At 65.9% G+C, this 24,868-nt stretch carries 22 protein-coding genes; 4 read left to right on the top strand and 18 right to left on the bottom strand.

All coding sequences use genetic code 11. The features are described 5' to 3' along the window. Positions 1 to 15: 15 nt before the first annotated feature. The 9 genes from rpmF to B5F40_RS05805 form a co-directional block, all read right to left on the bottom strand. Complete coding sequence (gene rpmF / locus B5F40_RS05845) at positions 16 to 195, bottom strand: 50S ribosomal protein L32 (RefSeq protein ID WP_087193440.1); 180 nt, start codon at positions 193 to 195, stop codon at positions 16 to 18. 142 nt (positions 196 to 337) lie between these two features. Next, positions 338 to 2,155 carry an ABC transporter ATP-binding protein gene (locus tag B5F40_RS05840; protein WP_239442925.1) on the bottom strand — a complete coding sequence of 606 codons (1,818 nt, stop codon included), beginning with the start codon at positions 2,153 to 2,155 and terminating at the stop codon, positions 338 to 340. After that, positions 2,142 to 2,696 carry a YceD family protein gene (locus tag B5F40_RS05835; RefSeq protein WP_087193438.1) on the bottom strand — a complete coding sequence of 185 codons (555 nt, stop codon included), beginning with the start codon at positions 2,694 to 2,696 and terminating at the stop codon, positions 2,142 to 2,144. Before B5F40_RS05835 ends, B5F40_RS05840 begins: the two co-directional genes overlap by 14 nt. Then, complete coding sequence (locus B5F40_RS05830) at positions 2,696 to 3,169, bottom strand: ATPase (protein WP_087193437.1); 474 nt, start codon at positions 3,167 to 3,169, stop codon at positions 2,696 to 2,698. The genes B5F40_RS05835 and B5F40_RS05830 overlap by 1 nt, the downstream gene beginning before the upstream one ends. 176 nt (positions 3,170 to 3,345) lie before the next feature. After that, positions 3,346 to 3,831, bottom strand: a complete 486-nt coding sequence (gene coaD, locus B5F40_RS05825) for a pantetheine-phosphate adenylyltransferase (protein WP_087193436.1) — start codon at positions 3,829 to 3,831, stop codon at positions 3,346 to 3,348. Further along, complete coding sequence (gene rsmD, locus B5F40_RS05820) at positions 3,828 to 4,448, bottom strand: 16S rRNA (guanine(966)-N(2))-methyltransferase RsmD (RefSeq protein WP_087193435.1); 621 nt, start codon at positions 4,446 to 4,448, stop codon at positions 3,828 to 3,830. Before rsmD ends, coaD begins: the two co-directional genes overlap by 4 nt. 1 nt (position 4,449) lies before the next feature. Continuing rightward, positions 4,450 to 6,636: an ATP-dependent DNA helicase RecG gene (locus tag B5F40_RS05815; RefSeq protein WP_087193434.1), complete on the bottom strand. Its 2,187-nt coding sequence runs from the start codon at positions 6,634 to 6,636 to the stop codon at positions 4,450 to 4,452. Positions 6,637 to 6,813: 177 nt separating this feature from the next. Then, positions 6,814 to 8,445, bottom strand: a complete 1,632-nt coding sequence (locus B5F40_RS05810; protein WP_087193433.1) for a DAK2 domain-containing protein — start codon at positions 8,443 to 8,445, stop codon at positions 6,814 to 6,816. Positions 8,446 to 8,536: 91 nt separating this feature from the next. Then, a complete protein-coding gene (locus B5F40_RS05805) occupies positions 8,537 to 8,884 on the bottom strand; it encodes an Asp23/Gls24 family envelope stress response protein (RefSeq protein ID WP_087193432.1) in 348 nt (115 codons plus the stop codon). 222 nt (positions 8,885 to 9,106) lie between these two features. Between B5F40_RS05805 and rpmB the strand changes: the two genes are divergently transcribed. Beyond that, positions 9,107 to 9,298 carry a 50S ribosomal protein L28 gene (gene rpmB / locus B5F40_RS05800; protein WP_087193431.1) on the top strand — a complete coding sequence of 64 codons (192 nt, stop codon included), beginning with the start codon at positions 9,107 to 9,109 and terminating at the stop codon, positions 9,296 to 9,298. Positions 9,299 to 9,678: 380 nt separating this feature from the next. On the opposite strand, the gene B5F40_RS05795 is transcribed toward rpmB, so the two are convergent. From B5F40_RS05795 to rpe, 5 genes are all read right to left on the bottom strand, one after another. Beyond that, positions 9,679 to 10,398, bottom strand: a complete 720-nt coding sequence (locus B5F40_RS05795) for a zinc ribbon domain-containing protein (protein WP_087193430.1) — start codon at positions 10,396 to 10,398, stop codon at positions 9,679 to 9,681. Between the two features lie 47 nt (positions 10,399 to 10,445). Further along, entirely contained in the window at positions 10,446 to 11,354 is a 909-nt protein-coding gene (locus B5F40_RS05790; protein WP_087193429.1) for a Nif3-like dinuclear metal center hexameric protein, read from the bottom strand. A gap of 87 nt (positions 11,355 to 11,441) precedes the next feature. Then, on the bottom strand, positions 11,442 to 12,251 hold the full coding sequence (locus B5F40_RS05785; RefSeq protein ID WP_087193428.1) for a histidinol-phosphatase HisJ family protein: 810 nt from the start codon (positions 12,249 to 12,251) through the stop codon (positions 11,442 to 11,444). 19 nt (positions 12,252 to 12,270) lie between these two features. After that, complete coding sequence (locus B5F40_RS05780; RefSeq protein WP_087193427.1) at positions 12,271 to 13,482, bottom strand: cysteine desulfurase family protein; 1,212 nt, start codon at positions 13,480 to 13,482, stop codon at positions 12,271 to 12,273. Between the two features lie 6 nt (positions 13,483 to 13,488). After that, a complete protein-coding gene (gene rpe, locus B5F40_RS05775) occupies positions 13,489 to 14,199 on the bottom strand; it encodes a ribulose-phosphate 3-epimerase (RefSeq protein ID WP_087193426.1) in 711 nt (236 codons plus the stop codon). Between the two features lie 224 nt (positions 14,200 to 14,423). Between rpe and B5F40_RS05770 the strand changes: the two genes are divergently transcribed. Then, positions 14,424 to 14,909: a methylated-DNA--[protein]-cysteine S-methyltransferase gene (locus B5F40_RS05770; RefSeq protein WP_087193425.1), complete on the top strand. Its 486-nt coding sequence runs from the start codon at positions 14,424 to 14,426 to the stop codon at positions 14,907 to 14,909. Positions 14,910 to 14,963: 54 nt separating this feature from the next. Then, positions 14,964 to 16,976, top strand: a complete 2,013-nt coding sequence (locus B5F40_RS05765) for an NAD(P)H-hydrate epimerase (RefSeq protein WP_087193424.1) — start codon at positions 14,964 to 14,966, stop codon at positions 16,974 to 16,976. Between the two features lie 408 nt (positions 16,977 to 17,384). Here B5F40_RS05765 and B5F40_RS05760 read toward each other — a convergent pair whose 3' ends face one another. Genes B5F40_RS05760 through B5F40_RS05745 form a run of 4 tightly spaced genes read right to left on the bottom strand, consistent with a single transcriptional unit; the run spans position 17,385 to position 22,003 of the window. Beyond that, a complete protein-coding gene (locus tag B5F40_RS05760) occupies positions 17,385 to 18,392 on the bottom strand; it encodes an NAD(P)H-dependent glycerol-3-phosphate dehydrogenase (RefSeq protein WP_087193423.1) in 1,008 nt (335 codons plus the stop codon). A 57-nt stretch (positions 18,393 to 18,449) separates the two neighbouring features. After that, positions 18,450 to 19,217, bottom strand: coding sequence for a glycerol-3-phosphate acyltransferase (locus B5F40_RS05755; RefSeq protein ID WP_087193422.1), 768 nt, complete (start codon positions 19,215 to 19,217; stop codon positions 18,450 to 18,452). Between the two features lie 2 nt (positions 19,218 to 19,219). Next, positions 19,220 to 20,536: a ribosome biogenesis GTPase Der gene (der, locus tag B5F40_RS05750; RefSeq protein WP_087193421.1), complete on the bottom strand. Its 1,317-nt coding sequence runs from the start codon at positions 20,534 to 20,536 to the stop codon at positions 19,220 to 19,222. A gap of 3 nt (positions 20,537 to 20,539) precedes the next feature. Then, on the bottom strand, positions 20,540 to 22,003 hold the full coding sequence (locus B5F40_RS05745) for a DUF512 domain-containing protein (RefSeq protein ID WP_087193502.1): 1,464 nt from the start codon (positions 22,001 to 22,003) through the stop codon (positions 20,540 to 20,542). A 549-nt stretch (positions 22,004 to 22,552) separates the two neighbouring features. Between B5F40_RS05745 and B5F40_RS05740 the strand changes: the two genes are divergently transcribed. Next, complete coding sequence (locus B5F40_RS05740) at positions 22,553 to 24,808, top strand: oxidoreductase (RefSeq protein ID WP_162610906.1); 2,256 nt, start codon at positions 22,553 to 22,555, stop codon at positions 24,806 to 24,808. Positions 24,809 to 24,868 lie beyond the last annotated feature (60 nt).

Here is a 24,868-nt window from a genome sequence, read left to right as displayed (position 1 = left end):
CGGACGTGAACCGGGCTACTCGGTCTCGATGACCTCACGGTTCTTGTAAAAGCCGCAGTTCGGGCACACGCGATGCGGAAGCTTCGCCTCGCCGCACTGCGGGCACACCGAACGCGAAGGCGCAGCGATCCTATCGTTGATGCTGCGACGGGCGTGGGTGCGGGCACGGCCCATTTTGCGCTTAGGTACAGCCATGGCTCTCTATCTCCTTCAGGTACGTCGGGCGCGCGAACGCTCGCTCGTTTTCACTCGGTAAACACGCGAAAAAGTATGATACCAAAGGCATCACCCTATCGCAAGGGGTCTACGGACACATTTTCCCAAACGAGCACAGAGCTCACAGAGCGGACCGACGCTCCCCCATGGGCCCGAACTGCATTTCGCAATAGCGCGCATATATTCCGCCGAGGCCGAGCAGTTCCACGTGGGTGCCCACCTCCGCCACGCGGCCGCCCTCGATGACGGCGATGAGGTCGGCGTTGCGGATCGTGGACAGCCGGTGCGCGATGACGATCGTCGTTCGACCGGCAGACAGCTCGGCGAGCGAACGCTGAATGGCCCGCTCGCTCTCGTTGTCGAGCGCGCTCGTGGCCTCGTCCAAGATGAGGATGCGCGGATCCTTCAGGAACACGCGCGCGATGGCGATGCGCTGCTTCTGGCCACCGGACAGACGCGCGCCGCGCTCACCGACGAAGGTGCCGTAGCCGTCTGGCAGGCCCATGACGAAATCGTGGACGTTCGCGAACCGCGCCGCCCGCTCGACCTCCTCGTCCGAAGCGCCCGGACGCCCATAGGCGATGTTGTCGCGAATGGTGCCTCCGAACAAGTACACGTCCTGCTGCACGATGCCGACGGCGTCGCGCAAGGACGATACGGTGAGCGAGCGCACATCGATGCCGTCGATCTCCACCGATCCTGCCGTCGGATCATAGAAGCGCGGCAGAAGCGAGCACGTGGTGGTCTTACCGCCGCCCGAAGGCCCCACGAGCGCAACGGTCGCGCCCGCGGGCACGTCGAGGTCGAGCCCGCGCAAAACCTCGTGCTCGCCATCGTAGCTGAAGCTCACCCCCCGATAGCGCACCGACGAGGGAGCGCGACCGCCGTTTCGGGCGCGCTCGAGCTCGGCGAGATCCGACGCCCCCGGTGCGTCGACGATGTCTGGATGCAGGGCGAGCACCTCAACGAAGCGGCGGAAACCAGCGTATCCTTTCTGGAACTGCTCGGTGAAGTTGATGAGCACCTCGATTGGCGAGAGGAATATCCCGATGTAGAGGGCGTAGATCGCCAGATCCGTCGCGTCGAGTTCGCCCATGGCGACGAAGTAGCCCCCTCCCACCACGGTGATCGCGTACAGGACTCCCGTGAACGCCGAGCTCACCGCATGGAACGACCCCATGAACCGGTACGAGCTCTCCTTCGTGGACACGAACCGCTCGTTTGCGCGTGCGAACTTGCCCATCTCGACATCTTCGTTGCCGAAGGACTTCACCACGCGGATGCCGCCGAGCGAATCCTGCAAGCGCGCGTTGACGTCGGCCATCTTCTTGCGGTTCTCGGTGAACACGACGCGCTTTCGGTAATTGCGCCACAGCGCGTAGGCCGCCATGAGCGCCGTTGCCGCCAGCATGACGGCCGTGAGCGGCACGTTGACAAGGAACAGCAGCGCGAACGATCCCGCTATCTTGAGCGCGCACACGAACAAGTTCTCAGGACCGTGGTGTGCCAACTCCGAGATGTCGAACAGGTCGGTGAGCAACCTGCTCATCATCTCGCCGGTGTTGTTGCGGTCGTAGTAGCTGAAGGAGAGGCGCTGGTACTGGGCGAACAAGTCGCGACGCATGTCGGCCTCCATGCGCGCTCCCATGATGTGCCCCCAGCTCGTGATGAAGTACTGGCAACCGGTCCGCAGCGCGTACAAGGCAAGGAACAGCAGCGCGATTCCGCCAAGCGAAGCCAAGACCTCCCCGGAAGGCCTTTGGAAGAACTCCTTTGTGAAGAAATTGAGCAGCTGCGGAAACGCCAAGTCGACCCCTGCGAGCGCCGTTGCGCAGACGAGATCGAAGAAGAGCAACCCCTTGTAAGGACGATAGTAGCTCGCGAAACGCGCAGCCACCTCTCGCGCGCAAACGCGCGCAGCGGCGTCATTCCTTCTCAAAGGGAAAATCCTTGAGCACGGAGAACGGTCCGGCAGGCGCATCGCCCTCGCCGTCTTCGCCGTTGCGCTCGCAGGTGCACAGTCCTTCATTGAGGTCCGCCCCGCACAAAGGGCACAGCCCGCGACAGTCGTCACCGCACAGCGGCACAAGAGGAAGCTCGAGCAGAAGAGCGGCCTTCAGAAGCGGCTCGAGGTCGATCACGTGGTCCTCGGGCAGAACGTCGAATTCGTCGTCATCCATGCCCTCGGGCGCTTCGTCGCGGGCGTCGAGCAGAAAATAGCCCTCCACCTCGCCTTCGAGCGGAAGCACGAACCCGTCGAGGCAGCGCGCGCACTCCGTTTCGGCCTCTCCGGCCACCGTGCCGGACACGAGCAGCGCTTCGCCCGTGTTGGTCACATCAACCTGCCAAGCCAAAGGCTCCCGGAACCGGTAACGATCAAAACCGGCTTCCAAGCAGGGGAGCCGAAGAGCCCCTTCGAAACGGGAAGTCTCCGCCGGCGCAAAGAGCTCGGCGGGGATGAACACGCGCGCGTCGGACATCAGCGGCCTGCGGCCATCGAGTTGGCGTTGAGGCGGTCGCGGCAGCGTCGCACGTTGCCGAGCAACGTGTCGAGGCTCTGCTCCACATGGCCGAACACCTCGTCGGCGTAATCCTCGGCGCCGGCCCTCGTCTGACGCTCGAGTTCGCGCGCGTCGGCGAGCACCTGATCGGCCTGCTGCTGCGAGATGCGCACGATCTCTTGCTCGCTCGCGATAGTCATCGCTTGGCTGCGCGCGTCCTCGATCATGCGGTTCGCCTCGGCCTCGGCGTCGTCGAGCAGGCTCTGGCGCTCGCGCACGATCTGACGGGCCTGGGCGAACTCGCTCGGGAACGTGTCGCGGATCTCATCCATGATCTCGAACGCCGCGGCGATATCAACCTGGCGCATGTTGCTCTTGCCGAACACCGGCTTAGAGTCCTCAAGCAGAATCGAGAGCTCTTCCAAAAGCCCCAAGACTCCTGTTTCGTCCATGATCGTCCTTCCACCTTGGCGTGCTGCGTTTTATCTGCGTGAGCGCGCGCAGGTATCGAGCGCGCATGCGTCGCATCATTCTAGCATTAAAGCCGCCCACGCCGCCCTCCAATGCACAAAGCATGCACATTTCTCCCGGTCGGAGCGCCACCTGTCGCCGACTTGCTTCCGCGCCGTCAACGGGCCGAGGCGAATTTGCCCTCCAGAGCCCCGACCACGCACGGGGGCACGAAGCGCGCCACGTCGCCCCCAAGGCTCGCAATCTCGCGCACGATGGACGACGAAAGGTACATGTACTGAGGCGGCGACATGATGAACAAGGTCTCGAGCTCTTGGCTCAGCTGGTAGTTGAGCGCCGTCATCTGGAATTCGTACTCGAAGTCGGTGATGGCGCGCAGGCCCTTCACCACCACGGTTGCGTCCATCTTGCGTGCGAAGTCGACGAGCAGGCCGTCGAACGGCTCGACGCGCACGTTGGGAAGATGGCTCGTGGCCGCGCACACGAGATCGACGCGCTCCTCGAGGCTGAACAGCGGCCCTTTCTTCCGAGAGACCGCCACCGCCACCACCACCTCGTCGACCAGCTGGGCGGCGCGGGTGATGACGTCGAGGTGCCCGCTCGTGATGGGATCGAACGTTCCGGGCGTGAGTGCTCGTTTCATAGGAGGTTCCCGTCCTTCTCTCGCTCTTCGGCGCCGTCCTGCGCACCGAAGCGCAGGACATCCACGACAGTATCGCCGTACCTCTTGCGACGCGCAAGGGTCAAACCGCCCGCATCGGCCGCTGCGTCCGCATCGGCGCACGTCGAGACCGCATGCTCGTACACAACGAACGCCCCTTTCGCAAGCGCGCCACGCGCCGCGAGGGCGGCCGGCACGCCGAGCGCCTCCGACGCGCCGAGCGCGTAGGGGGGATCGAGGAACACGAGATCGAACGGCTCGGCTGCCCAGACGGGCGGCTCTTTGAGCACGTCGGCGCGATGGACGCGGGCGCGAACCTCGTCGAGGCCGAGCGTTCGCACGTTGCCGAGCAGCGCGCGCAGAGCCTCGCCCGAGCGCTCGTAGAAATGAGCGCAGCGCGCCCCGCGCGAGAGCGCCTCGAGCCCAAGCGCTCCCGATCCGGCAAAGGCATCGAGCACGACAGCGCCCTCGAAGCCTCCCCGCGCGCTCGCCACTGCGCTCATCGTCGATTCGCGCACGCGATCGGTGGTGGGACGGGTGCGATCACCCCTTGGAGCCTTAAGCGGGCGGCCTTTGAACTGGCCCGAGACAATCCTCATGTCAGCCTCCTTGGGCGGCGTTGTCTTCGTGAAACGTCCGGCGAACCTCGCGGGCGAGCGCGCGATGCTCGGGCAGATCGAGCCCAGGGTCCTCCTCGAGAAGGGAGAGCGCGTCGGCATGGGCGGCCTCGACGATCCTCCCGTCGCGCACGACGTTCACGAGCTTGAGCGCCGATGCGCCATGCTGGCGGTTGCCCAGGATGTCTCCCTCGCGCCGCAGCGACAGATCGAAGGAGGCCAGCTCGAAACCGTCGTCAGTGCGCTCCATGGCGGCGAGGCGCGAAAGCGCGGCATCGGACTTCGACGCGGACACGAGGTGCACCTCCGCGTCTTTCTCGCCCCGCCCGACGCGCCCGCGCAGCTGGTGGAGCTGAGCGAGGCCGAAGCGGTCGGCATCCTCCACAATCATGACCGTGGCGTTGGGCACGTCCACGCCCACCTCGATGACGGTGGTGGCCACGAGCACCTGCGTCTCGCCTTGGCGAAAGCGCTCCATGACCGCCTGCTTCTCGTTGGCGCCCATACGCCCGTGCAAAAGCTCGACGCGATAGTCGGCGAACACGTGGGACTGCAGGTAGGCGGCCTCCTTCGAAGCAGCGGCTACGTCGTCGCCCTCGAAGTCTCCTTCCCCTTCGATGCTGATGGCCGCGTACTCGTAAGCCTCCTCGTCCGCCTCGCGCCGGCGCGTCCCTGCCGCCTTCGCATCACGCTCTCCAGTGTCCTGGCCGATAAGCGGGCACACAACGTAGACCTGCTCACCGCGAGCGAGCGCCGCGCGCGCAGCATCGTAGGCGCGCCCGCGGTCTTCCTTTCGATGGACCTTCGTCGAACGGCTCGCCGCGCCATGCGGACGGCGCTTAAGGTAGGACAGCGTAAGGCCCCCGTAGAGCGCGAGCGCGAGCGTGCGCGGGATAGGAGTGGCCGTGAGGTAGAGCGCATCGGGCGCCTCCCCCTTCGAAAGGAGCCGAACGCGCTGATCAACGCCGAACCGCTGCTGTTCATCGATCACGACGAGGCCGAGACGGCGAGGGGCCACATCGTCCTCCAAAAGAGCATGCGTGCCGATGAGCACGTCGAGATCCCCCGACGAGAGGCGCGCGAGGATGTCGTCCCTCTCAGCAGCTGGCGTGGAGCCGACGAGCACGGCCCATCCCATGCCCGCCGCGTCGAACAGGGGCCCCAAGCTCTTGCCGTGCTGGCGCGCGAGCACCTCTGTGGGAGCCATGAGCAACGCCTGCACCCCCGTGTCCGCCGCTGCAGCCAGCGCGAAGGAGGCCACGGCCGTCTTACCCGTGCCCACGTCCCCCAAAAGCAGGTGGTTCGCGGGGCGAGGGGCGGACAGCGCGGAGAGGATGTCTTCTTTGGCCCTTTGCTGCTCGTCGGTCAGCTCGAAAGGCAGCGCCGCGGCCAGCGCCGCCATGCGGGGGCCGTCCACGACGTGGCGCACGGGCTCGCATCCCCGCTCGCGCTCGCGCGCCTGCATCATGAGCATGAGCTCGAGCAATAGCAGCTCCTCGTACGCAAGACGCCGACGCGCTTCCGCCGCCTCGGCCATCGTCTGGGGGAAATGGATGCACGTCAGCGCAGTTCCGCGACTCATGAGCCGGTATCTCGCCCGCAGCTCAAGCGGCAGCGGATCGAGCAGACCCGTGCACGCGGAAAGCGCGTTGCCCACGAGGCGGCGCATCCACGCAGCCGACACCTTCTCGCACGCAGGATGCACGGGGATGACCATGCCCTCCGCCGCCCCTTCGTCGCCGAGAACTTCGAGATAGGGGTTCGTCATGCGCTTGAACCCGTAGTTGAACTCCAGCTTGCCCGCCACGGCGATGCGCATGCCAGGCTTCACTTGTTCGGCAAGCCACGGCTGGCGAAAGCACGTCACCACGAGCACGCCCGTACCGTCGACGAGCGCGATCTCGACGAGCGGAAGCCGCGGCTTCGGCCGCTTGAGCTTCACCTCGTGGGCAACGCCCTCGATAGTGCAGGACTCTCCTATGACGCTCGATGCCACCGTCTCCTTCGCGGACAGATCGATGTAACGACGCGGGAAATGGGTGACGAGGTCGCGCACCGTCTTGATGCCGAGCCCCGCGAGCGCGCGAGCGCGCGACGGGCTCACCAGACGAACGCGCTCGACGGGTTCGTCGAGCGCGAGCGTTGCTGCTAAACGGTCAGGCGCGTCCATGCACTTCTCCAGGTCGTTCGTAAGGCCAACGAGGGGCGCTCTCGCGCCGAAGATCGACCCGCCGCGCCGCCAAGCGTACTTCGGCACGCGCCGCGCAGCGCACTAGGGTCGAGATTCGGCGCCGGAGCGCCCCGCAGCGTCGAGCAGGTGCGCCGTTCGGAGAGCGACGCAACGGTTTTACTCAACCGACATCACAACAGGATACAGGGGCTGGCCGCCGCGATGGGCATCCACCTCCAGCTCGTCGAAGGCGACTTCGATGCGCTCGACAAGCTCATCGAAAGCCTCGTCGGAGAGGTCCTCGCCCGCAAGGATGGTGAGCGTGTCCGCCTCCGCGGCGCCCATCGCAGTCAGCAGCGAGAGCACAACGTCTTCGACGGAAGAGCCCACGGCTTCGATGGATCCGTCCGCAATGCCGATAACGTCGCCTTTCTTTATGGGATTGTCATGGGCGTCCTTCGAGTCCTTGATGGCGCAGGTCACCTCGCCGGTCCTCACCTCCGCATACGCCTCGGTCATCGACTCGACGTTCTCCTCGAGGCTCGCATCCTCGTCGAAACCGAACAGCGCTGCGAACGCCTCGGGAACGCTTCTCGTTGGCACGACGGCACACGGTATATCGGCCAGATCGCAGGCGCTCTGGGCCGCCATGACGATGTTCTTGTTGTTCGGCAGGACGATGACGGACTCAGCGTTGACCGCGCCGATCGCGTCGAGCAGATCCTTCGTGGAGGGGTTCATGGTCTGCCCGCCGGACACAACCACGTCAACCCCCAGGCTCTCGAGTATCTTCGCGTTGCCCTCGCCTGCGGCCACGGCCACGAAGCCAAGGGGCTTGCGCTCGACGGCCTGCTCGGCCGCGAGCGCATCCGAGCGCGCGGCGCTTTGCAGCTGCATGTTGTGGATGTGCACCTCGGAGACCTGCGCGCCGCGATCCAGAAACCACCCGAGCACCTCGTCGGGGCGGTTCGAGTGCACATGCACTTTGAAGTTGGGGTGCATGCCCACCATGAGGTCGCAGTCGCCCATCGTGGGCAGGAACGCCTTCGCCGCGTCCACCTCGACGTCCTCGGAATGCACGAGGAATTCGGTGCAGTAGCGGTACGCCGACCCCTCCCAATCGTTGATCTGCTCGATCTCGACTTTAGGAGCGGCGCTGCGCGCGAACGCGAGCTCGTCGCCGAGCGGGCCCTCCCTTCCCGTGAGGGCCGCAGCGAACGCGTCGAAGAAGATGGCGAGGCCAAAACCTCCCGCGTCCACCACGCCGTTCTCCTTCAGCACGGGCAGAAGGTCGGGCGTGCGCTGCACCGAGGCGTAGGCCTCCTCGACCACGGAGGAGAGCGCCTCGTCGGTGGAGAGCTTCTTCTTGCGCGCGCGCTTCGCGGCGGCGGCGCTGTCACGCAGAACGGTGAGGATGGTGCCCTCCACCGGCTTGCGCACGGCCTGGAACGCCACTTCGACGGCCGAGGAGAACGCCGCGTCGATTCCGACGGCGTCGAGCTCGTGCCCGACGCTGCCCTCGCACAGGCCGCGCAAAATTTGCGAGGTGATGACACCGGAGTTGCCGCGCGCGCCCATGAGCGCCCCGGTCGTGATCGCCTTGCGAATTTCGACGGCCTCGGCCCCGATGGGCAGCTTGGCCAGGTTCTCGACGACCGTCTCCAGCGTCAACGACATGTTCGTGCCCGTGTCGCCGTCGGGAACCGGGAAGACGTTGAGACGATTGATCTCGTCTTTTCGCTCGCTCAGGGTCTTGCTCGCCGCAGCGATGGCGTTGAGCAGATCGTTCGCGGTGTAGGATTCTGACATTGCTTTCGATTCTCCTTTATACGCGTACACGCCGCATCGCGCCGCCCCTCCCTCCTCGGCGACCCTGCGGCCCGTCGAAGCCGCCTTGGCGCTATTTGCGCACCTTCACGCCCTGCACGTGCACCTCGACCCCGTCGAGGGGGACGCGCGCGTACTCGGTAAGCGCGAACGAGACCTGGTCGATGAGGTTCTGGGACACCGTGTTGATGTTCGTGCCGTACTCGATGACCACGTAGAGCTCCACGTGAACCCCCGAATCGGTTGCGGAAACCACCACTCCGCGACGCAGGCGGGAGGCGGGGAGTATCTTCGCGATGCCGTCAGCGGCGCTGGGGGCTGCCATGCCCACCACGCCGTAGCACTCGAGCGCCGCGTTGCCGACCATGTCGGCCAGAACGTCGTTGGCAACATGGAGGTTGCCCGGTATCGTGTCGCTCATGGCACTCCTTTCACGGCGCGGACCCCTCCGCGCACGACGAGACGCTGTTTGAGCAGTATAGCGCATGGGCCCCGAACTGTGCGTCGCGCCGGATCGCAACAGAGAGCATACTACACGAAAAATTCTTGTGACCGGCTCAGTTTATGTGCTATAGTATGAGGGCTTTTTTGCCAACAACGGCTTAAGCCGACGAGCAACCGACGTAATTGGAGTGAGAGAACGATGTCGAAGGTTTGTGAAATTTGCGGCAAGGCGCCGGTCGCGGGGCGCAGCATCAGCCACTCGCACCGCGTGACGAACCGCTGGTTCCGTCCCAACATCCAGAAGGTGACGATCAAGGACAGCAAGGGTCGCGTCCGCAAGGCCAATATCTGCACGAAGTGCATGAAGGCCGGCAAGGTCGAGCGCGCGTAGCCCCCTTCCTCGATCCCGCGGACGGAGAACCGCGCCCGATTGAGCAAAAAGCCTCCTGCACTGAATCTCGCCCTGTCTCGCCGTTCGCGTCTTCGGGCCCGGCAGCGAATAGGGTGTTTCGGCGCAGGAGCTTTTTCTGCACCCCACAGGGCGAACCGCATGACACGAAAAGCTCGCTTTCGCGGGCTTTTCGTCGTTTTCGGCAGCGAACGGACGCCCGTCGACGGAACCCGCACCCGCGTTGTCGCCCGAAACGGTCGGTTCCAGCGCGAAAACCGACCGTTTCGGGCGACAACGGCACCTCGCGCTCGCACGCTTTGCTGCGAGGAGCGGCCAGAGAACCGGCAAGGCGGAGGGCGCACGCCCCCCCCCTCGCCTCGCTACTCCAAAACGAGCAAGCGGCCGCACTGGGGGCAGACGCCCACGTTTCCCTGGCCCTTCATGTCGATGAGGCGGCCCCTCTCTATGGCCATGCGGCACGCTCCGCAGCTCTCCCCCTGCAACCGTCCCACCGCAACGCCGCCCGTGCGGGCCGCGGTCTTCTCGTAGGAGGCGAGGAGCTCCTCGGGCAGCGAGGAGGCCAAGGCCGTCCGCTCGGCCTCTCCGCGGAAAACGACGTCCTTGAGCACGCCGCCCTCCTTCACGAACGACTCGGTGGCAGCGCGCTCCTTCTCATCGAGAGCGACCAGCATCTGCGCCACCTGCCCCTGGACGCCCTCGATCCTCTCGAGCTCCTCGCCGATCGCCGCGAGTTCGGCCTCGAGCGCCGCGCGGCGTTTCGCAAAGCCGTCGAGTTCCTTCGAACGCGCCTCCACGCTGCGGTAATCACCGTGAGCCTCATCGATCTCGGCCTGCACGCGGCGTTGCTTCTCGGCAAGCGCAGCGTCCTCGTCGCCCACGTTCGCCAGCCTCTGGTCGGCGTCGGCGCGCAGCGCGTCAAGCCGGACGCGCTTCTGCTCGACGGCCTTCCTCTTCGTACGGGCCTCGAGAATGGCCGCGCGCTGAGGAAGTTCCTCGAGGCGCTTCTTAGCGCGCAGGATCTCCAAATCGATGTGCTGCAGTTTGAGCAGCATGGCAAGGTCGTCGGTGTCTACGCGCATGGGATCCCTTCGCTCTCGTCAAATCGCCGTCCGCGGCGCTCTCCCCATTATATCCGCACTGTCTCGGGATAGGCCCAATTATCCTGCTGGGCGATCACGCTCACGCGCTCGCCGGGCACGCCGACGGCCTCCACCGCGCTCGCAAGCACGCCCGCAAGGGGCAGTTCACTCGTGTCATGACCCAGATCCACGATGGCGAGGCCCGCCTGAGAGAGGTCAAGCGCCTCGTGGTACTTGATCTCACCGCACACGAGGCAGTCGGCCCGCGCCCCGAGGCACGCCCGTCCGAGGTCGCCCGCCGACCCCGTGCAGGTGACCACCCGGTCGAGGGGCCGGTCGAAGCCTCCCCAGACGCGCGGCGGGCGGGCGAACACCGACGTGCAGCGCGCGGCCAGCTGCCCGAGCGAAAGCCCGCCCTCGTCGACGACCGCGCACAGCTGCCCATACCCCTTGTCCGGCGCCCCCGGCAAGGGTTCGAGCACCCGCTCAAACGAAAGGCCCAGCATGCCGGGCAGCACGCGCTGAGCGCGAGCGCTCACGTCGAGCGCCGTGTGGAACGCCATGAGCGCCACACCGCGCTCGATCGCCTTCCACACAACAGCGCCCGGACTGACCGCAGGCGAGGAAGCGGGCGCGAAAGAGTCGGGAGGGGCAAGGAAGGCGGGATGATGGGTCACAAGGACGTTCGCCCCCGCATCCGCCGCGGCCTCCACGGCCCTCGTCGTGGGATCGAGCGCCACGGCCACTCCTGAGACGAGGCGCGCGGGATCTCCCGCGATCAGCCCCGTGCGATCCCACGTCTCGGCGTCGACGACGGGGAACTCTGCGAGCAGCGCCCGCTCGAGCGCGCCCACGGTGAGGGAGGGCGCGGGTTTCGAAAGGGTGCCCGACGACCGCGTGGCGAGACCCCTTTCGGATGAGTCCTCCCTCTTCCGATCCTTCTTCGCTCCAACCATGGCAACCACCTTTCAACGTCGTCTTCCCTCCAAGCCCCTCCGGACCGACAGGAGCCCGCCCGGCACGCGCAAGGGCACCGGTGCGGGCTATTCGATGGTAACCTCGCGGCGCCCGCCGTCGGCTGTCGGCACCGTTACCGTTCGATAACCGGCCTGCGCCATGAGGCGGTACGCCTGCTCGATGCCGCGCGCCACATGTTCGGGAGCATGCGCGTCGGTCCCCACCGTGCAGGGGACGCCCGCACGGCAAAACGCCGCGAGAAGCGCCGGGGCTGGGAACATCTCCTTGCAGGCGTACTGCAACCCCGAAGTGTTCACCTCCACCATGCGCCCTGCGGCAGCGCACGCCTCGGCCGCCTGCTCGTAGAGCGGCTGCGGATCGAAGCTCGGCATGAAGCCGAACTTCTTGACCAGATCGGGATGGGCCATGATGGTGAACGGCGCGTCGGAAGAGACGGCCTCGCACCACACCTCGAAGTAGCGCCGCCAGATGGCGTCGACGCCCACCTCGTCCCAACGATCTCGCTGGGCAGGATCGTCGAACGGCCAATGGTCCACGAAATGAACCGAACCGAGCACGACCTGAAACGACGAGAAGTCCTCATGCGAGAGGTCGCGGTCCTCGTCGTCGCCGAGCCAATCGAGCTCGCAACCGACGATCACCTCTATCTCGGGATGCGCGGCGCGCGCCGCCTCGACGGCGGCGAGATACTCCCCCACCCTCTCTGCGCCCATCGACACGTAACGAACCGGATCGAACGCATCGGAGAGCGGATAGTGCTCCGTCACCGCGATGGTGGAAACGCCCGCCGCGGCAGCGGCCGCGACCAGCTCTCCCACCGTTCCCTCGCCGTGGTTCGTGAAGCAGGTGTGCGTATGCGTGGTGACAAGCTCCATGACGGATCCTTTCCGCTTTTCACGTGTTCCAATCCAAGCTCGCCTCGAGCGCACGGACGAAGGAGTCGACATCGTGCTCAGTGGTCCAGCGCCCCATCGAAACGCGCAAAGCCCCCAACGCCCTGTCCGCATCCACGCCGAGCGCGCGCAGCACGTGGCTCGGCTCGAGCGAATGAGACGAGCATGCCGAACCGCCCGAGACGCCGAACCCCTGCATGTCGAGCCGCAGGACGAGGGTCTCGCTCTCGAACCCGTCGACGAGCACGTGCACGATGTTGGGTAGGAAGTCCTCGCTTTCCGGCTCGACGACCACAGTGGGCTCGACACCCGGGATCTCCGCAAGCCGCGCGTACAGGCGGTCGCGCAGCGCGCGCAAGCGAACGGACTCGCCCTCGAGCATGCCCACGGCCGCATGGACGGCGGCGGCAAACCCCGCGGCGCCCGCCACGTTCTGCGTGCCGCTGCGCCTTCCGCCTTCCTGGCCTCCCCCGATCAAGTGCGCCTCGAAGGGCGTGCGTGAGCGCAGGTAGAGCGCGCCTGCGCCCTTCGGCCCTCCCACCTTGTGCGCCGACAGCGACGCCGCGTCCACGCCGAGCGCCCCAAGGTCGAGCGGGATCTTGCCAAGCGCCTGGACGGCGTCGGTATGGAAGAGCGACCCCGCATCGTGCGACGCGCGCGCGAGAGCGGCCACGGGCTGGACGCTGCCAACCTCCGAGTTCGCAGCCTGCACCGACACGAGCACCGTGTCGGGGCCAAGCGCTTCGGCGAGCGCGGAGGGTTCGACGAACCCCTGGCGATTCGGAGAGAGGCGCGTGATGCGAAAACCCTCCTTCTCGAGGCGGAGCACGGGCGCAAGGACCGCGTCATGCTCGACGGCCGTTGTGACCACATGCGGAATGAACGCAGCTCCCGCGCCTCGCCGGCGACGCTCCTTCGCCGCCGCGCGCGCGATGCCGAGCACGGCGGCATCGTCGGCCTCGGTGGCTCCGGAAGTGAGCACGATCTCGGAGGGGCGTCGAGCGCCCAGATCGCGGGCAAGCGAGCGGCGCGCGGCCTCGAGCGCCTCGAACGCGGCGCGTCCGGGACCGTGCAGCGAGTTCGCGTTCGCCCCCACGGCGAGGTTCGCACGACCGGAGACTTGGTAGGGCGCCATCGCGGCCGCAGCCTCCTCGCAAAGAGGGGCGGTGGCTGCGTAATCGAGGTAGACGTAGGTGTCGGGATCGAAGGCCACGGTCGATCACGCCCCCTTCGAGGCAGCCTCGAGCGACGCGAGGCGCGCGCTCTCCGCCTCGTCGCGCACCGCCGCGAGAGCTGCAGCGGGATCGCCGGCGGCAAACACGGCGCTGCCGCATACGAGCACGTCAGCCCCTTCCGCCGCCACGCGCGCCGCCGTGGCGGGGCCGATCCCGCCATCCACCTCGACAAGGGGATTCACCCCCAACGAACGCGCCAGCTGCACGACGCGCGCCACCTTCCCCTCGCTTCCTTCAATGTAGCCCTGACCCGAAAAGCCCGGCTCCACGCTCATGACAAGAACCATGTCCAGATCGGCCAAGACTGGCAGAAGCGCCTCGACCGGCGTGTCCGGCTTCACGCTCGCAGCCGCCTTTGCGCCGGCGGAGCGGATCGCCTCCACGGCGCGCGAGAGCTCCTCGGCGTCGAGCGGCTCAACATGAACGGTCACCGAATCCGCACCGGCGTCGAGGTACCATGGCAGCTGCTCGAGGGGGTTCGCGATCATCAGATGGACGTCGAGCGGCAGCGACGTGACGCGCTTGAGCGACCTCACCACCGGAACCCCCATCGTGAGGTTGGGCACGAAATGGCCGTCCATGACGTCGACGTGCACAAAACCCGCCCCCGCCTCCTCGACGAGGGCGACGTCTCGCCCAAGGTTCGCGAAATCGGCCGACAGGATGGACGGCGCGATCTTGACCGGTTCAAACATGCTCTGACCCCTTCCGTCGCATATACGTCGTCCATTCTAGCGCAACGCTTCCGCGCCCGCCCGTCCGACGTCGCCGAGAGGTGAAAAACACATGCCGCCCCTCCCCGCGGACGGGGCACCCCGACGCGCAAAGGCGCGAACGCCTGCCCATCGTCCTCGAAAAGGCCGACGCGACGACCGAGAGCCTGCACTATAATAGGAGGACCCGATCGAAAGAAGGCCCCATGACCATGCGCTCCGCCACGTATTACGCGTACCGCACGCCACACGGGCCCGTCACGATCCGCGCATTTGAAAGCGGCGTCACCAACGTCGCGTTCGGCGACGTGCCGATGGAGGGCGAACGACGCCCCAGCGAGCTCACCAACCGCGCAGCCACAGAGCTCCTGGAGTACTTCGCTGGCAAACGGCGCGATTTCGACCTGCCCCTCGCCCCCGAGGGGAGCAGCTTCCAGCTCGTCGTCTGGGAGGGCATGCGCGGCATACCCTATGGGGAGGCCCTCACGGCCTCTCAGCTCGCCCACGCCATCGGCAGATCCGGGTCGCACCGCGCGACGGGGGCGGCCGTGCGCAGGAACCCGCTCGCAGTGCTCGTGCCCGACCATCGCGTCGTCGGCGCGGACGGCCGTCCCTCCGGCACGGGCGCAGCCGCCCGGCTGCGCGGGGCGCTGCTCGACTTCGAGCGAAGGAACCAGGACACGGCCTCCTGAGAATCCCGCGCCGACCGCTCTCGGAATCCCTTGATCAGAAAGGCCTGCCGACTTGTGAACGTCTACGCCTCCAACATCGCTCCCGCCATCGTATCGCTTCCGTTCATCGCGCTCGCGATCACGTTGCCTTACCTCATCCACCAGCACCGAAAGGCGGACTCCGTGCCCTGGCTGCGCACCCTTGTCGTGTATTCGTTTGCGCTCTACCTCGTGTGCGCCTGCTTCCTCGTGCTCTTGCCCTTGCTCGCCAACTGCTCCGCCGTCGTTCTTTACGCACAAACGCCCCAGCTCGTTCCGTTCAACTTCGCTCGAGGGTTCTTGACAGAGAACGCGTTTTTCTGCGATGCCTACTCATTGTTTCCAACGTTTCGCAACCCTTACGCATACAAGGCGCTCTTCAACGTGCTTCTGCTCGTGCCACTCGGGATGTATCTGCGCTGCTACTTCCGACGCTCATGGCGGCAGACCCTCCTCATCGGCTTCCTGGTCACGCTGTCGTTCGAGGCCACGCAGATCACCGGGTTCTGGGGCCTCTACGAGCATCCCTATCGCCCGTTCGACGTGGACGACCTCATCCTGAAGACGCTTGGCGCGATGGTTGGTTTTTGGGCCGCGGGACCCGCCCTGCGCGTGCTGCCCGACATCCGGCTCATCGCCATGGAGACTCGCGAGGCTGGCGTGCGCGCGAGCGCAACGCGACGCGCCCTGTCGTTCGCCATCGATCTCGCGTTTGCCTTCGCGAGCATGACGGTTCTCATCTTCGCGCAGCTCTTCGTGGCTTTCAACCCTCACACGACCGCCGAGAGCTTTCTTTTCGTTCGTTGGATCGGATGGTTTCCGCTCGTGCTCTTCTTCGGAATCGTCCCCGTTGCCTTCAAGGGTCGAACGTTCGGACAGATGATCTTGAAGCTGCGCATCGTGCGACCAGACGCAGAGCCGGCGCGCTGGTACCAGATATTCGCCCGTTACGGTCTCCTTTTCCTGTTCGCCTGGACGTTCGTCGACATAATCATCGGCGTAGGGGTGCTTGACGTCCTCGCTGAAAGCTATCCTGGATGCCATGATGCCCCGCTCATCGACATGCACGACCCCACGACGACCAAGATATGGCTTGCTTTCATGGCGCTCTGGATCGCGACCCTCGTCGTGCGCGCAGTGCGGGCGAAGCTGAGAGGCGCCCCTTTCGTCATGCTCAACGGGGTGCTGTCGAACACGCGCGTCATGACGGAGGCCGGGGTGACGCTCATGAGGAAGCGCAAACTGGTGCTCGACGTGGACGAGGTGCGCGCCCTCGAGGGGCTTATCGCGAAGGACGGCACGCCGCTTTCCGAACTCATGGAGCGCGCGGGACGCGCCGTGGCCGAAGAGGTGCGCGCCTGGGTGCCCGACCCCGCGCCCGTCGTCGTGCTCGCGGGCGCGGGCAACAACGGCGGCGACGGCTGGGTGTGCGCCCGCATGCTCGCCGAAGAGGGCTACCCCGTCACGCTCGTCACACCCGACATCGCCGAGCGGATGAAGGCCGAGCCCGCGCGCTCGACCGCCCTCGCCGTGCTCGCCGACGCCGCTCGGGACAAGCTGCCGCTGCGCGTGCTCGTCGCGCCTAGCGCCGACATCCTCGACGAAGAGCTCGAAGGAGCGCAGGCCGTGGTGGACGCCGTCCTCGGCACGGGGTTTTCGGGAGAGGAGGTGCGCGAGCCCTATGCCTCGTGGATCAGGGCCGCCAACCGACGCCGCTTCGAAGGCGCGCGCGGAGCGGGCCGCGGCAGTCACCGCAAGCGCGCTTGCGAGCGCGGCGACCATGAGCGACGAGGCGAGTGTGCGCTTGTGCCGAAAGCTCACGACGCCCCCTTTGCCGTGTCCATCGACGTGCCGAGCGGGCTGTCGGCCCAAACGGGCCGGGCGGCCCGTCCCTGCTTCTTCGCCGACCTCACCGTAACGATGCTCGCCTTCAAACCGGGGTTGTCCTCCCCCGCCCCGCGAGCATGCGGCGTCATCAGGCTCGCCACCCTCGTCGACGTCGATCTTTACCTGGAACGACTCCGAGGCGACGGACATAAAGAGGCGTAAGAGGCCGAAACGCCAAAGGTTGCGGAAAGGAAAAGGGAAGCACCTCCGGGATGGGGGGTCCCGGAGGCGCTTCAGCAGTGCGCACCGAGGAGAAGGGGGGAATGTGCGCATGCTCACGGCCCGTCGGAGGTGTTGAGAGAGGGTGAGAGAGGGTGAGAGAGGGGGTTCACACGAGAGACGAGACGACGGGCGCTCGGTTAGGTTGTCAGGGTGCCGACCAACGGCGCGATGAACACTCTATCCGTCAACCTGTGCCCGTGCAACCCGTTCCGCATGACGGTGGACGCCCGGTCAACGCGTCGTTGCCATCATGTTGATCGGGAGGATCAGGCCCTTCGGCCGCAAAGCCTCGTCCGTCGCCGACCGGGAGCAATCGCAAGCCCTGTCGGACAGTGCGCTTGAAGGCGTTCAGACCGACAACCCGTGGAACTCCGTCGTCAAAGGACGGCTCGTGAGCGCGCGAGCCAGCTCGAGCGGATCGGCCCCCTCCCACACCACGCTGCGCACGACATCGGTGATAGGCAGCTCCACATCGTATCGCGCGGAGAGCACGGCGAGGGTCTTGCAGGCAAGTGCGCCTTCGGCGACCATATGGGTCTGCGCGGTGAAGTCCGCAAGCGTCCCCCCTTCGGCGACGAGCCTTCCGAAGCGGCGGTTCCGGGAGTGCTCGGAAGTGCACGTCGCGACAAGGTCGCCCGCGCCGGCCAGGCCCATGCACGTGAGCGCCCGCCCCCCAGCGCGCGCGACGAGGCGGCTCATCTCAGCCAAGCCCCGCGTCATCAGCATGGCCGCCGTATTGTCGCCGAACCCCAGCCCATAGCTCACGCCCACCGCAATGGCGATGACGTTCTTGAACGCGGCGCACAGCTCGACCCCGCGCACATCGTCGCTTGTGTAGGTGCGGAACGACTCCGACGCGAACACCTCCTGAAACAGAGCCGCCGTCTGCTCCGAGGAACTGGCGATCACCGTGCCGGACGGGACGCCTCTGACAACCTCCTCGGCATGGTTCGGACCCGACAGCGCGGCCAGACGGTGCGCGCCGCCCATCTCGGCCTCGAACACTTCCACCGGCAGAAGGCCGCTGCCCTCCTCTACGCCTTTCGAGCAGATGACGATGGGAAGACCGTCGCCCGCCAGGCGGGCCAGCCTCCGCGCCACATCGCGCATAAGACTCGACGGCGTGACGATCACAGCCGCCTGAGCGCGTTGGAGCGCGTCTTCGTACGAGTCCGTCGCCGCGATCCCCTCGCGCAATTCAACGTCGGAAAGATAGCGCGGGTTGCGGCGCTCCTCGTTGATCGAACGCACCACCTCCTGCTTTCGGGCCCATAGCCCCACTTCGTGCCCATTGCCCGCCAGCACCTGCGAAAGCGCGGTACCCCACGACCCCGCGCCGATGACCGCTATCCTCATGGCCGTCCTTTCCACCGCGCCGACCGACCGGCGCGTCTCCCTTCTCCTCTAGGAGGCTCAGGCCTTCCTTCCGCCGATCCTGCTTTCCGTGCCCGCCCGCAAACGTGCGATGTTGCCGCGATGCGCCCATATCACGGTGAAGGCCGCCAGCGTGCACAGGGCGATGGGCGCCGCCTCGCCCCAGAACAGGGCAAGCGCGAAGAAAGGGCATGCGAGCGCGGCGGCAAGCGATCCCGCCGACACGCGCCGCGTCGCGGCGACGACGATGGCGAACAAGGCGAGCTCGAGAAGCGCGCCGATCCAACCGAACGTCGCGAAGAGGCAACCCACCGCAACCGCTATGCCTTTGCCGCCCTTGAAACCCAGCCACGGGCTGAAGACATGACCCCAGATGCAGCCAAGGAACGCAAGGGTCACCATGAGGTCGTAGGAGACGGGGGATTGCGAAGAGAGACCGCCCCCCGGCACGAGCAGCCAGCATGCCGCAAGAGCCAAACCGCCCGAAGCAAGCCCTTTGCCGAAATCGAGCAAGAACACCGCTGCGCCTCCGGCCTTGCCCATCGTGCGCAGGGCGTTCGTAGTGCCGATGTTGCCGCTGCCGTGCTCGCGAATGTCGGTGTGGAAAAACACCTTCGAGATGATCACGCCCCAGGGGATCGATCCGAGAAGCGCGCTCGCGAGGAACACCGCGGCGGCGGCGAACGTCGAGTTGACCGAGCCGGCAATTGCAAATCCGAAGATTGCGCACGCCCAGAGGCACAGCACACCCGCCGCGCGCCACCCGCGCAGCACCGTGCAGGATCGGGAGGAGGAGCCGTCCGCCATGGCTAATCCTTCTTCTTGAACTTCATCTGAATGGGCGTGCCCGTCAAGTCGAAGCGCGCGCGCAAGCGATTCTCAAGGAAGCGCTCGAAGTTGTCGGTGACGAGATCGGGACGGTTCGCGAAAAACGTGAACCGCGGCGGGCGCGTGGAGGTCTGGGTGACGTACTTCATGCGCAGGACGGACTTTCCGCTCGAAACCGTGTGCCCCGTCTCGCGTATCTCCCCCAACCAGGCGTTCAGCTTGCTCGTGGGAACGGTTTGGGAGAAGTTCGCGTATGCGGTGTCGACAGCATCCCAGATGCGATCGACCTTCTTGCCGGTGAGCGCCGAGACGGCGATGACCGGCGCGTAGCCCACGAACGTGAGGCGGTCGGCGATGCGCTCGCGGATCTCCGCCTTCGCCTCGGGTCCCTCGACGAGATCCCATTTGTTCAGCACGATGACCATGGCGCAACCGCGCTCGGCCGCGAATCCGGCGACGCGCTGGTCCTGGTCGGTCAGACCCAGCGTGGAATCAATGACGAGCAGCGCCACATCGGCGCGGTCGATGGCCCGCATGGCGCGCACGAAGCCGTAGTACTCCACGTCCTGGTCGATCTGGCTTTTGCGGCGAAGCCCCGCCGTGTCAACGATGGTGTAGCGCCTTCCGTTGCGCTCGATGCGCGTGTCGATAGCGTCGCGGGTGGTGCCGGCCACGTCCGAGACGATGGAGCGCTCGTTGTCGGTCAGCCGGTTCGTCAGGGACGACTTGCCGGCGTTCGGTCGTCCGATGATGGCCACGTTGACGCCGCCGTCCTCGTCGAAGCCACCGGCAAGATCCGCTTTGCGAAGCTCGTCGACCACCGCATCGAGCAGATCCCCCGTGCCGTGACCATGCGTGGACGACACCGGCCATGGATCGCCCAGGCCAAGCTGGTAGAATTCCCACAGCTCGTCGGTTCGGTTCGGCGTGTCCATCTTGTTCACGACGAGGAACACCGGTTTGTGCGTCTTGCGCAGAATGCGGGCCACCTCCTCGTCGTCGGCGTTGATGCCGGTCTTGCCGTCCACGATGAACACGATGACGTCAGCTTCGTTCGCACCGGCGATGGCCTGCGCGCGAATGGAGCCTTGGAAGGCGTCGTCGTCGCCCATCTCAATGCCTCCGGTGTCGACAAGCTTGAACGAGACGCCGTTCCAGTCTGCCTCGTGATAGGAGCGGTCGCGCGTGACGCCGCGCATCTCATGAACGATGGCCTCGTTGGCCTGGGCTATGCGGTTCACGAAGGTGGACTTGCCGACGTTCGGCCGTCCGACCACCGCGACGAGTGGTAAGGGCATGTGCTACCTCGCATAATAGGATCCGTTTGTTCGGTCGGGGGCCTGGGCGATGCGTCCGACCAGGTCGATGATCTCCAGGAGATAATCCGACGCATTACAGGATACCACGTACAGCGGCGCGCCCGCGCGCTTCTCCATATCCTCCAAACTCATATCGTCAAGCGTTACCGCGTCGTCGTTGAACACGATGCGAGGGACGACGAACAGCTCGCGAACGCGCCCGGCGGAGGATCCGCGGAGGGCCCGCACGGCACGGGCGATGTCGCATCCGCAGAGCAGTCCCGTCACATCCACGTTCCCCCCGAAGTAGTCGTTTTTCACGAACAGCGGCTCGAACAGGCCCGAAAGTGGACTTTGCGCCACAAGCGGCTCGAGGAAATGGAGCGTGGCCTCGCCCGTCACGTAGCGAATGCGCGCTCCGGCCGCGCGAAGGGCGCGCGCGGCGCGTTCGACGGAGCCCGCGTCCTCAGCCGCACGCCAGTCGTCTACGAACGAGCGGATGATGCCCACGCCGTCCTCGAACATGCCGAAGTCGCCGTAGGTCTCGGCTGACGGCAAGTTGTCGAGGAGCGCGGGCCCGAAGGCGCGCGCGTAGAACTCGTCGGCCGGGAAAGCCCACATGCTCCCACGCTCGGCGAGCGCCCGGCGCCGGTACGGCTCGACGAGGTCAATGACGGCGCGCGCCGCTTCCGAACTGTCGAAGCTGCGGTCGAAGGCATTTTGATGCTTCGTGAACCCGAGCGGCACGATGCACACGTCAAGGATGCCGGGACGCGCGTAAGCCCACTCCAACGTGTCAACGAGCACGGCTCCGTCGTTCTGGCCGGGTACGAGCACGATCTGCGCGTGGAACTCGATGCCCGCTTCAAGCAGCCGTTCGAGCGCGTCGATGCCGTGCTGCGCGTGGCGGCCGATCATGTCGCGGCGCACATCCGGGTCGGAGGCGTGCAGGGAGCAGCGCAAAGGGGAGATACGCTGCTCGACGATGCGCGCCTCGTCGTCGGCGTCGAGGTTCGTGAATGTGACGAAGGTCCCCGACAGAAAGCTCAGACGGTAGTCGTCGTCGCGCAGCGTGAGGGACGGGCGGGCGCCATCGGGCAGCTGGCGCATGAAGCAGAACGTGCAGGCGTTGCGGCACTGCCTTACGCCGTCGAACACGACGCCGTCGAATTCGAACCCCCATTCCTCGCCCGGCTCGCGAACGAGCTCGACCGTGCCCGCATCGCCGTCGAGATCGACGTAGCCGAGTTCGACGGCATCGTCCGCCGTAAGCCACCTCCAGTCGATGAGGTCGCGCACGGGAAGGCCGCCCACGCTGGTCACATAGCAGCCCGGCTCGAAACCCGCGTCATCGGCGGGACTGCCCGCCGCGACCGCGCGCACGAGAGCGCGCGGCCGCGCGCCCGCGCATCGGACCGAGCGCGCCTCGCGATCGGCATCTCGACAGGGATAGGCGCTCACGGCCATATCGAAGCCTTCCGAGGCCTTCGAACGCACGAGACGGAAAGCGCGTTGAAGCGCCTTTCGGACAGTCCTGCTGTTCGAATGTTGAAACCTGCTCGCATGCGGTCCATTCTCGCATACGTGCCGCCTCATCGCAACGGAATCGGGGCGGACCCTCTTCGAAGCCCCTCGAACGTCTCTGCTCTCGATCTCGCGAACCCATGTGGTCGCCTCCCAAACGTCACGACGACGGATACCGTATTGCAACCGCGCATCGCGTTGCCGCATGCGAAACCTCTTTGGACGCCCTCCGACCCGCGACGACGGTGCAGCACGGCATCGGCAACGTATCGGCGATTCGCAGCGACGACCTCGCCTCTCTCGCATGCCGACCCTAAAACCGCACGGAACGGCAAAACGGCGCAGCCCTCTTGGAAAAGAGCCGGCAAACCGCGCATCACCCGTATCGTCGATGCAGGATCGTCCATATGGGCGATCCCGTCCGCTTCGGCATTCCCTATCGTGGCAGGCGTAAACGGCCCGCAGGCCGACAAATCGATCAGAGGAGGACCGATGAGGAAGACATCTTTGACGAGAAGGCAGCTCCTTGGACTGGGGGCGACGGTCGCTGCCGGATCATTGGCCTCGGCCAGCCTCGGCGGCTGCGCTCCGGCAGCCAACACCGAAGCGCGAAAGGAAGGATCAGACGAGCCCGAACCGTCCCAAGAAGGGGTCGAATACGAGCTCAATCCGCAGGACGGGTCCTACACGGCGTTCACCACCGACTACTCCCATCTGTTCAGCTCCATGCAAGTGGGATCCCGCACCGTGAAGAACCGCATAGTGAAGTCCGGCGCCACTTCGCGCACGGTCTCCCAAGGCGCCGGCTTCTCCGACGACGTGAAGAACTTCTACGGCAGCATGGCCGCAGGCGGCGTGGGCTTGATCTGGATGGACCAGTTCGTCGACTTCACCGGCAAGGCGGCCAACGGCAACACCCCCATCGCCAACGACGAGGACGCGGCTCTGTGCAGACAGTTCACCGACTATGTCCACGACCAAGGAGCGCTCATCGGCATGCAGGTGTGGGGGCCATGGTCGCAATGCTCCTGCGACGGGGCCATCACGGCCCCTTTCGAGAATCGCGCCGCCGTCCGCAAGATGCTCTCGATCGACGAGATCCACGCCTTCCAGGCCGACCTCGTGCATCGTTGCGAGATGATGCAGAAGGCCGGCTTCGACGGCGTCACGCTCAATGCCGGATGCGACCACACCTTCTCTTCGTTCCTCTCGAGATTCTGGAACACGCAGCGCGATGACGAGTACGGCCCCCAGAGCTACGAGAACCGCGCGCGCATCCTCACCGAACTGATCGGGCAGATCAGAAAGGCATGCGGAGCAGATTTCATCGTCGAAGTGCTCTACAACGGCGTCGAGGACAACGTGGAGTACCTTGGAAAGAACGACGGTTGCATGACCATCGAAGAGGCGAAGGAATTCGCCCGGCTGTTCGAGAAGGCGGGCGCCGACATGCTCCAAATCCGCTACGGAGCCTACGGCTACCATGCCGCGTCGTTCTTCACCGATGCCCTGCACGCCGTGGAGAGCGGAAACACCGGCTATGGAACGCGCGTCGATTTCCGCCGTCATTTCGAAGGCAAGGTCAACGGACAGTTCGATGGCGCGTGCGCCTTGTTGGAGGTGGCCGCCGAAATCAAACAGGCGGTGGGCATTCCCGTGGGCACCGTCGGTGTCATGGACCCGCGTCTGGCTCCCGACCTGATCGACAACGCGCTCGCCGAGGGGAAGATCGATTACATCGCCATGACCCGTCCGCTCATGTGCGACCCCGAACTGCCAAACAAGCTGAGAGAAGGCCGTCGCGACGAGGTGGCACCCTGCAACCACTGCCTCACGTGCCTGCAGGCAGTACTCCCCCATCCTGTGACGGTGGGATGCCGCTGCAACGCCACGTTCGGCCGCGTGAAGGACGGCGGCATAAAAACAAGCGCGAAACCCGAGCCGGCCGCCTCGCCTCGCAAGGTCATGGTGGTGGGCGGCGGGCCCGCCGGCATGGAAGCCGCACGCATCGCCGCCGAACGAGGGCATGAGGTGACGCTTTACGAGGAGGACGGCTCTCTGAGCGGGCTCATGACTTTCGCCGCCACCGTGAAAGGCCCCCATGAGAAGATAGCTGACTTCTGCGCCTACCTCGAGCGCCAGCAGGAGGTGAAGGGCGTCACGGTGACGACCGGAACCAAGGTGGACGCCGGCCTCGTGGCAGAGGAGGCGCCCGACGTCGTGGTGGTGGCCGTGGGGGGCGTGCGCCCCGCCCTCGACGCTCCCGGCGCTGAGGGTTCGCCTTTGGTAAAGACCATCGAAGAGGCTGCCGCAGGAGCAGACCTCGGCGAACGCGTCGTGGTGGTCGGCGACAACCACCATGCCATCGACCTGGCCGTCTTCCTCATCAAGCGGGGTAAGGCCGTGATCATACTGTCTGGCCGCACGCAAGAGTTCTTCGACGTCGAACATCCTTCGTGGGTGCGCTACAGCACGAAGGCGTGGATGGAGAGCAAGGGCCTGCGAGTGTTTTACGAGTCCGCCCTCCTCGCCATCGAAGAGGGCGGTGTGAGCGTCGCCACCAACTTCGGCGCCACCGTCTCCGTGCCGTGCGACTCCGTGGTCAACTGCCAGCCCTTGACGCCCAACACCGAGTTGTTCGACACGATCCCTGCCGACATCGAAAAACATCTCGTCGGCGATGCCGCCGTGTTCTCCACCATCGCCGAAGCCGTGAGCTCCGGCAACCAAGCGGCGCGCGCCATCTAACGCTTAACCGACACCGCCGGCGCGCCTCGAGGGCCCTCTTCGGAGGGCCCTCGCCCGTTC

It is taken from the genome of Gordonibacter sp. An230 (assembly GCF_002159915.1).
Classification (GTDB): domain Bacteria; phylum Actinomycetota; class Coriobacteriia; order Coriobacteriales; family Eggerthellaceae; genus Rubneribacter.
The sequence above is the reverse complement of the archived record's forward strand: the minus strand, read 5'-3'. Positions and strand labels throughout refer to the sequence as shown.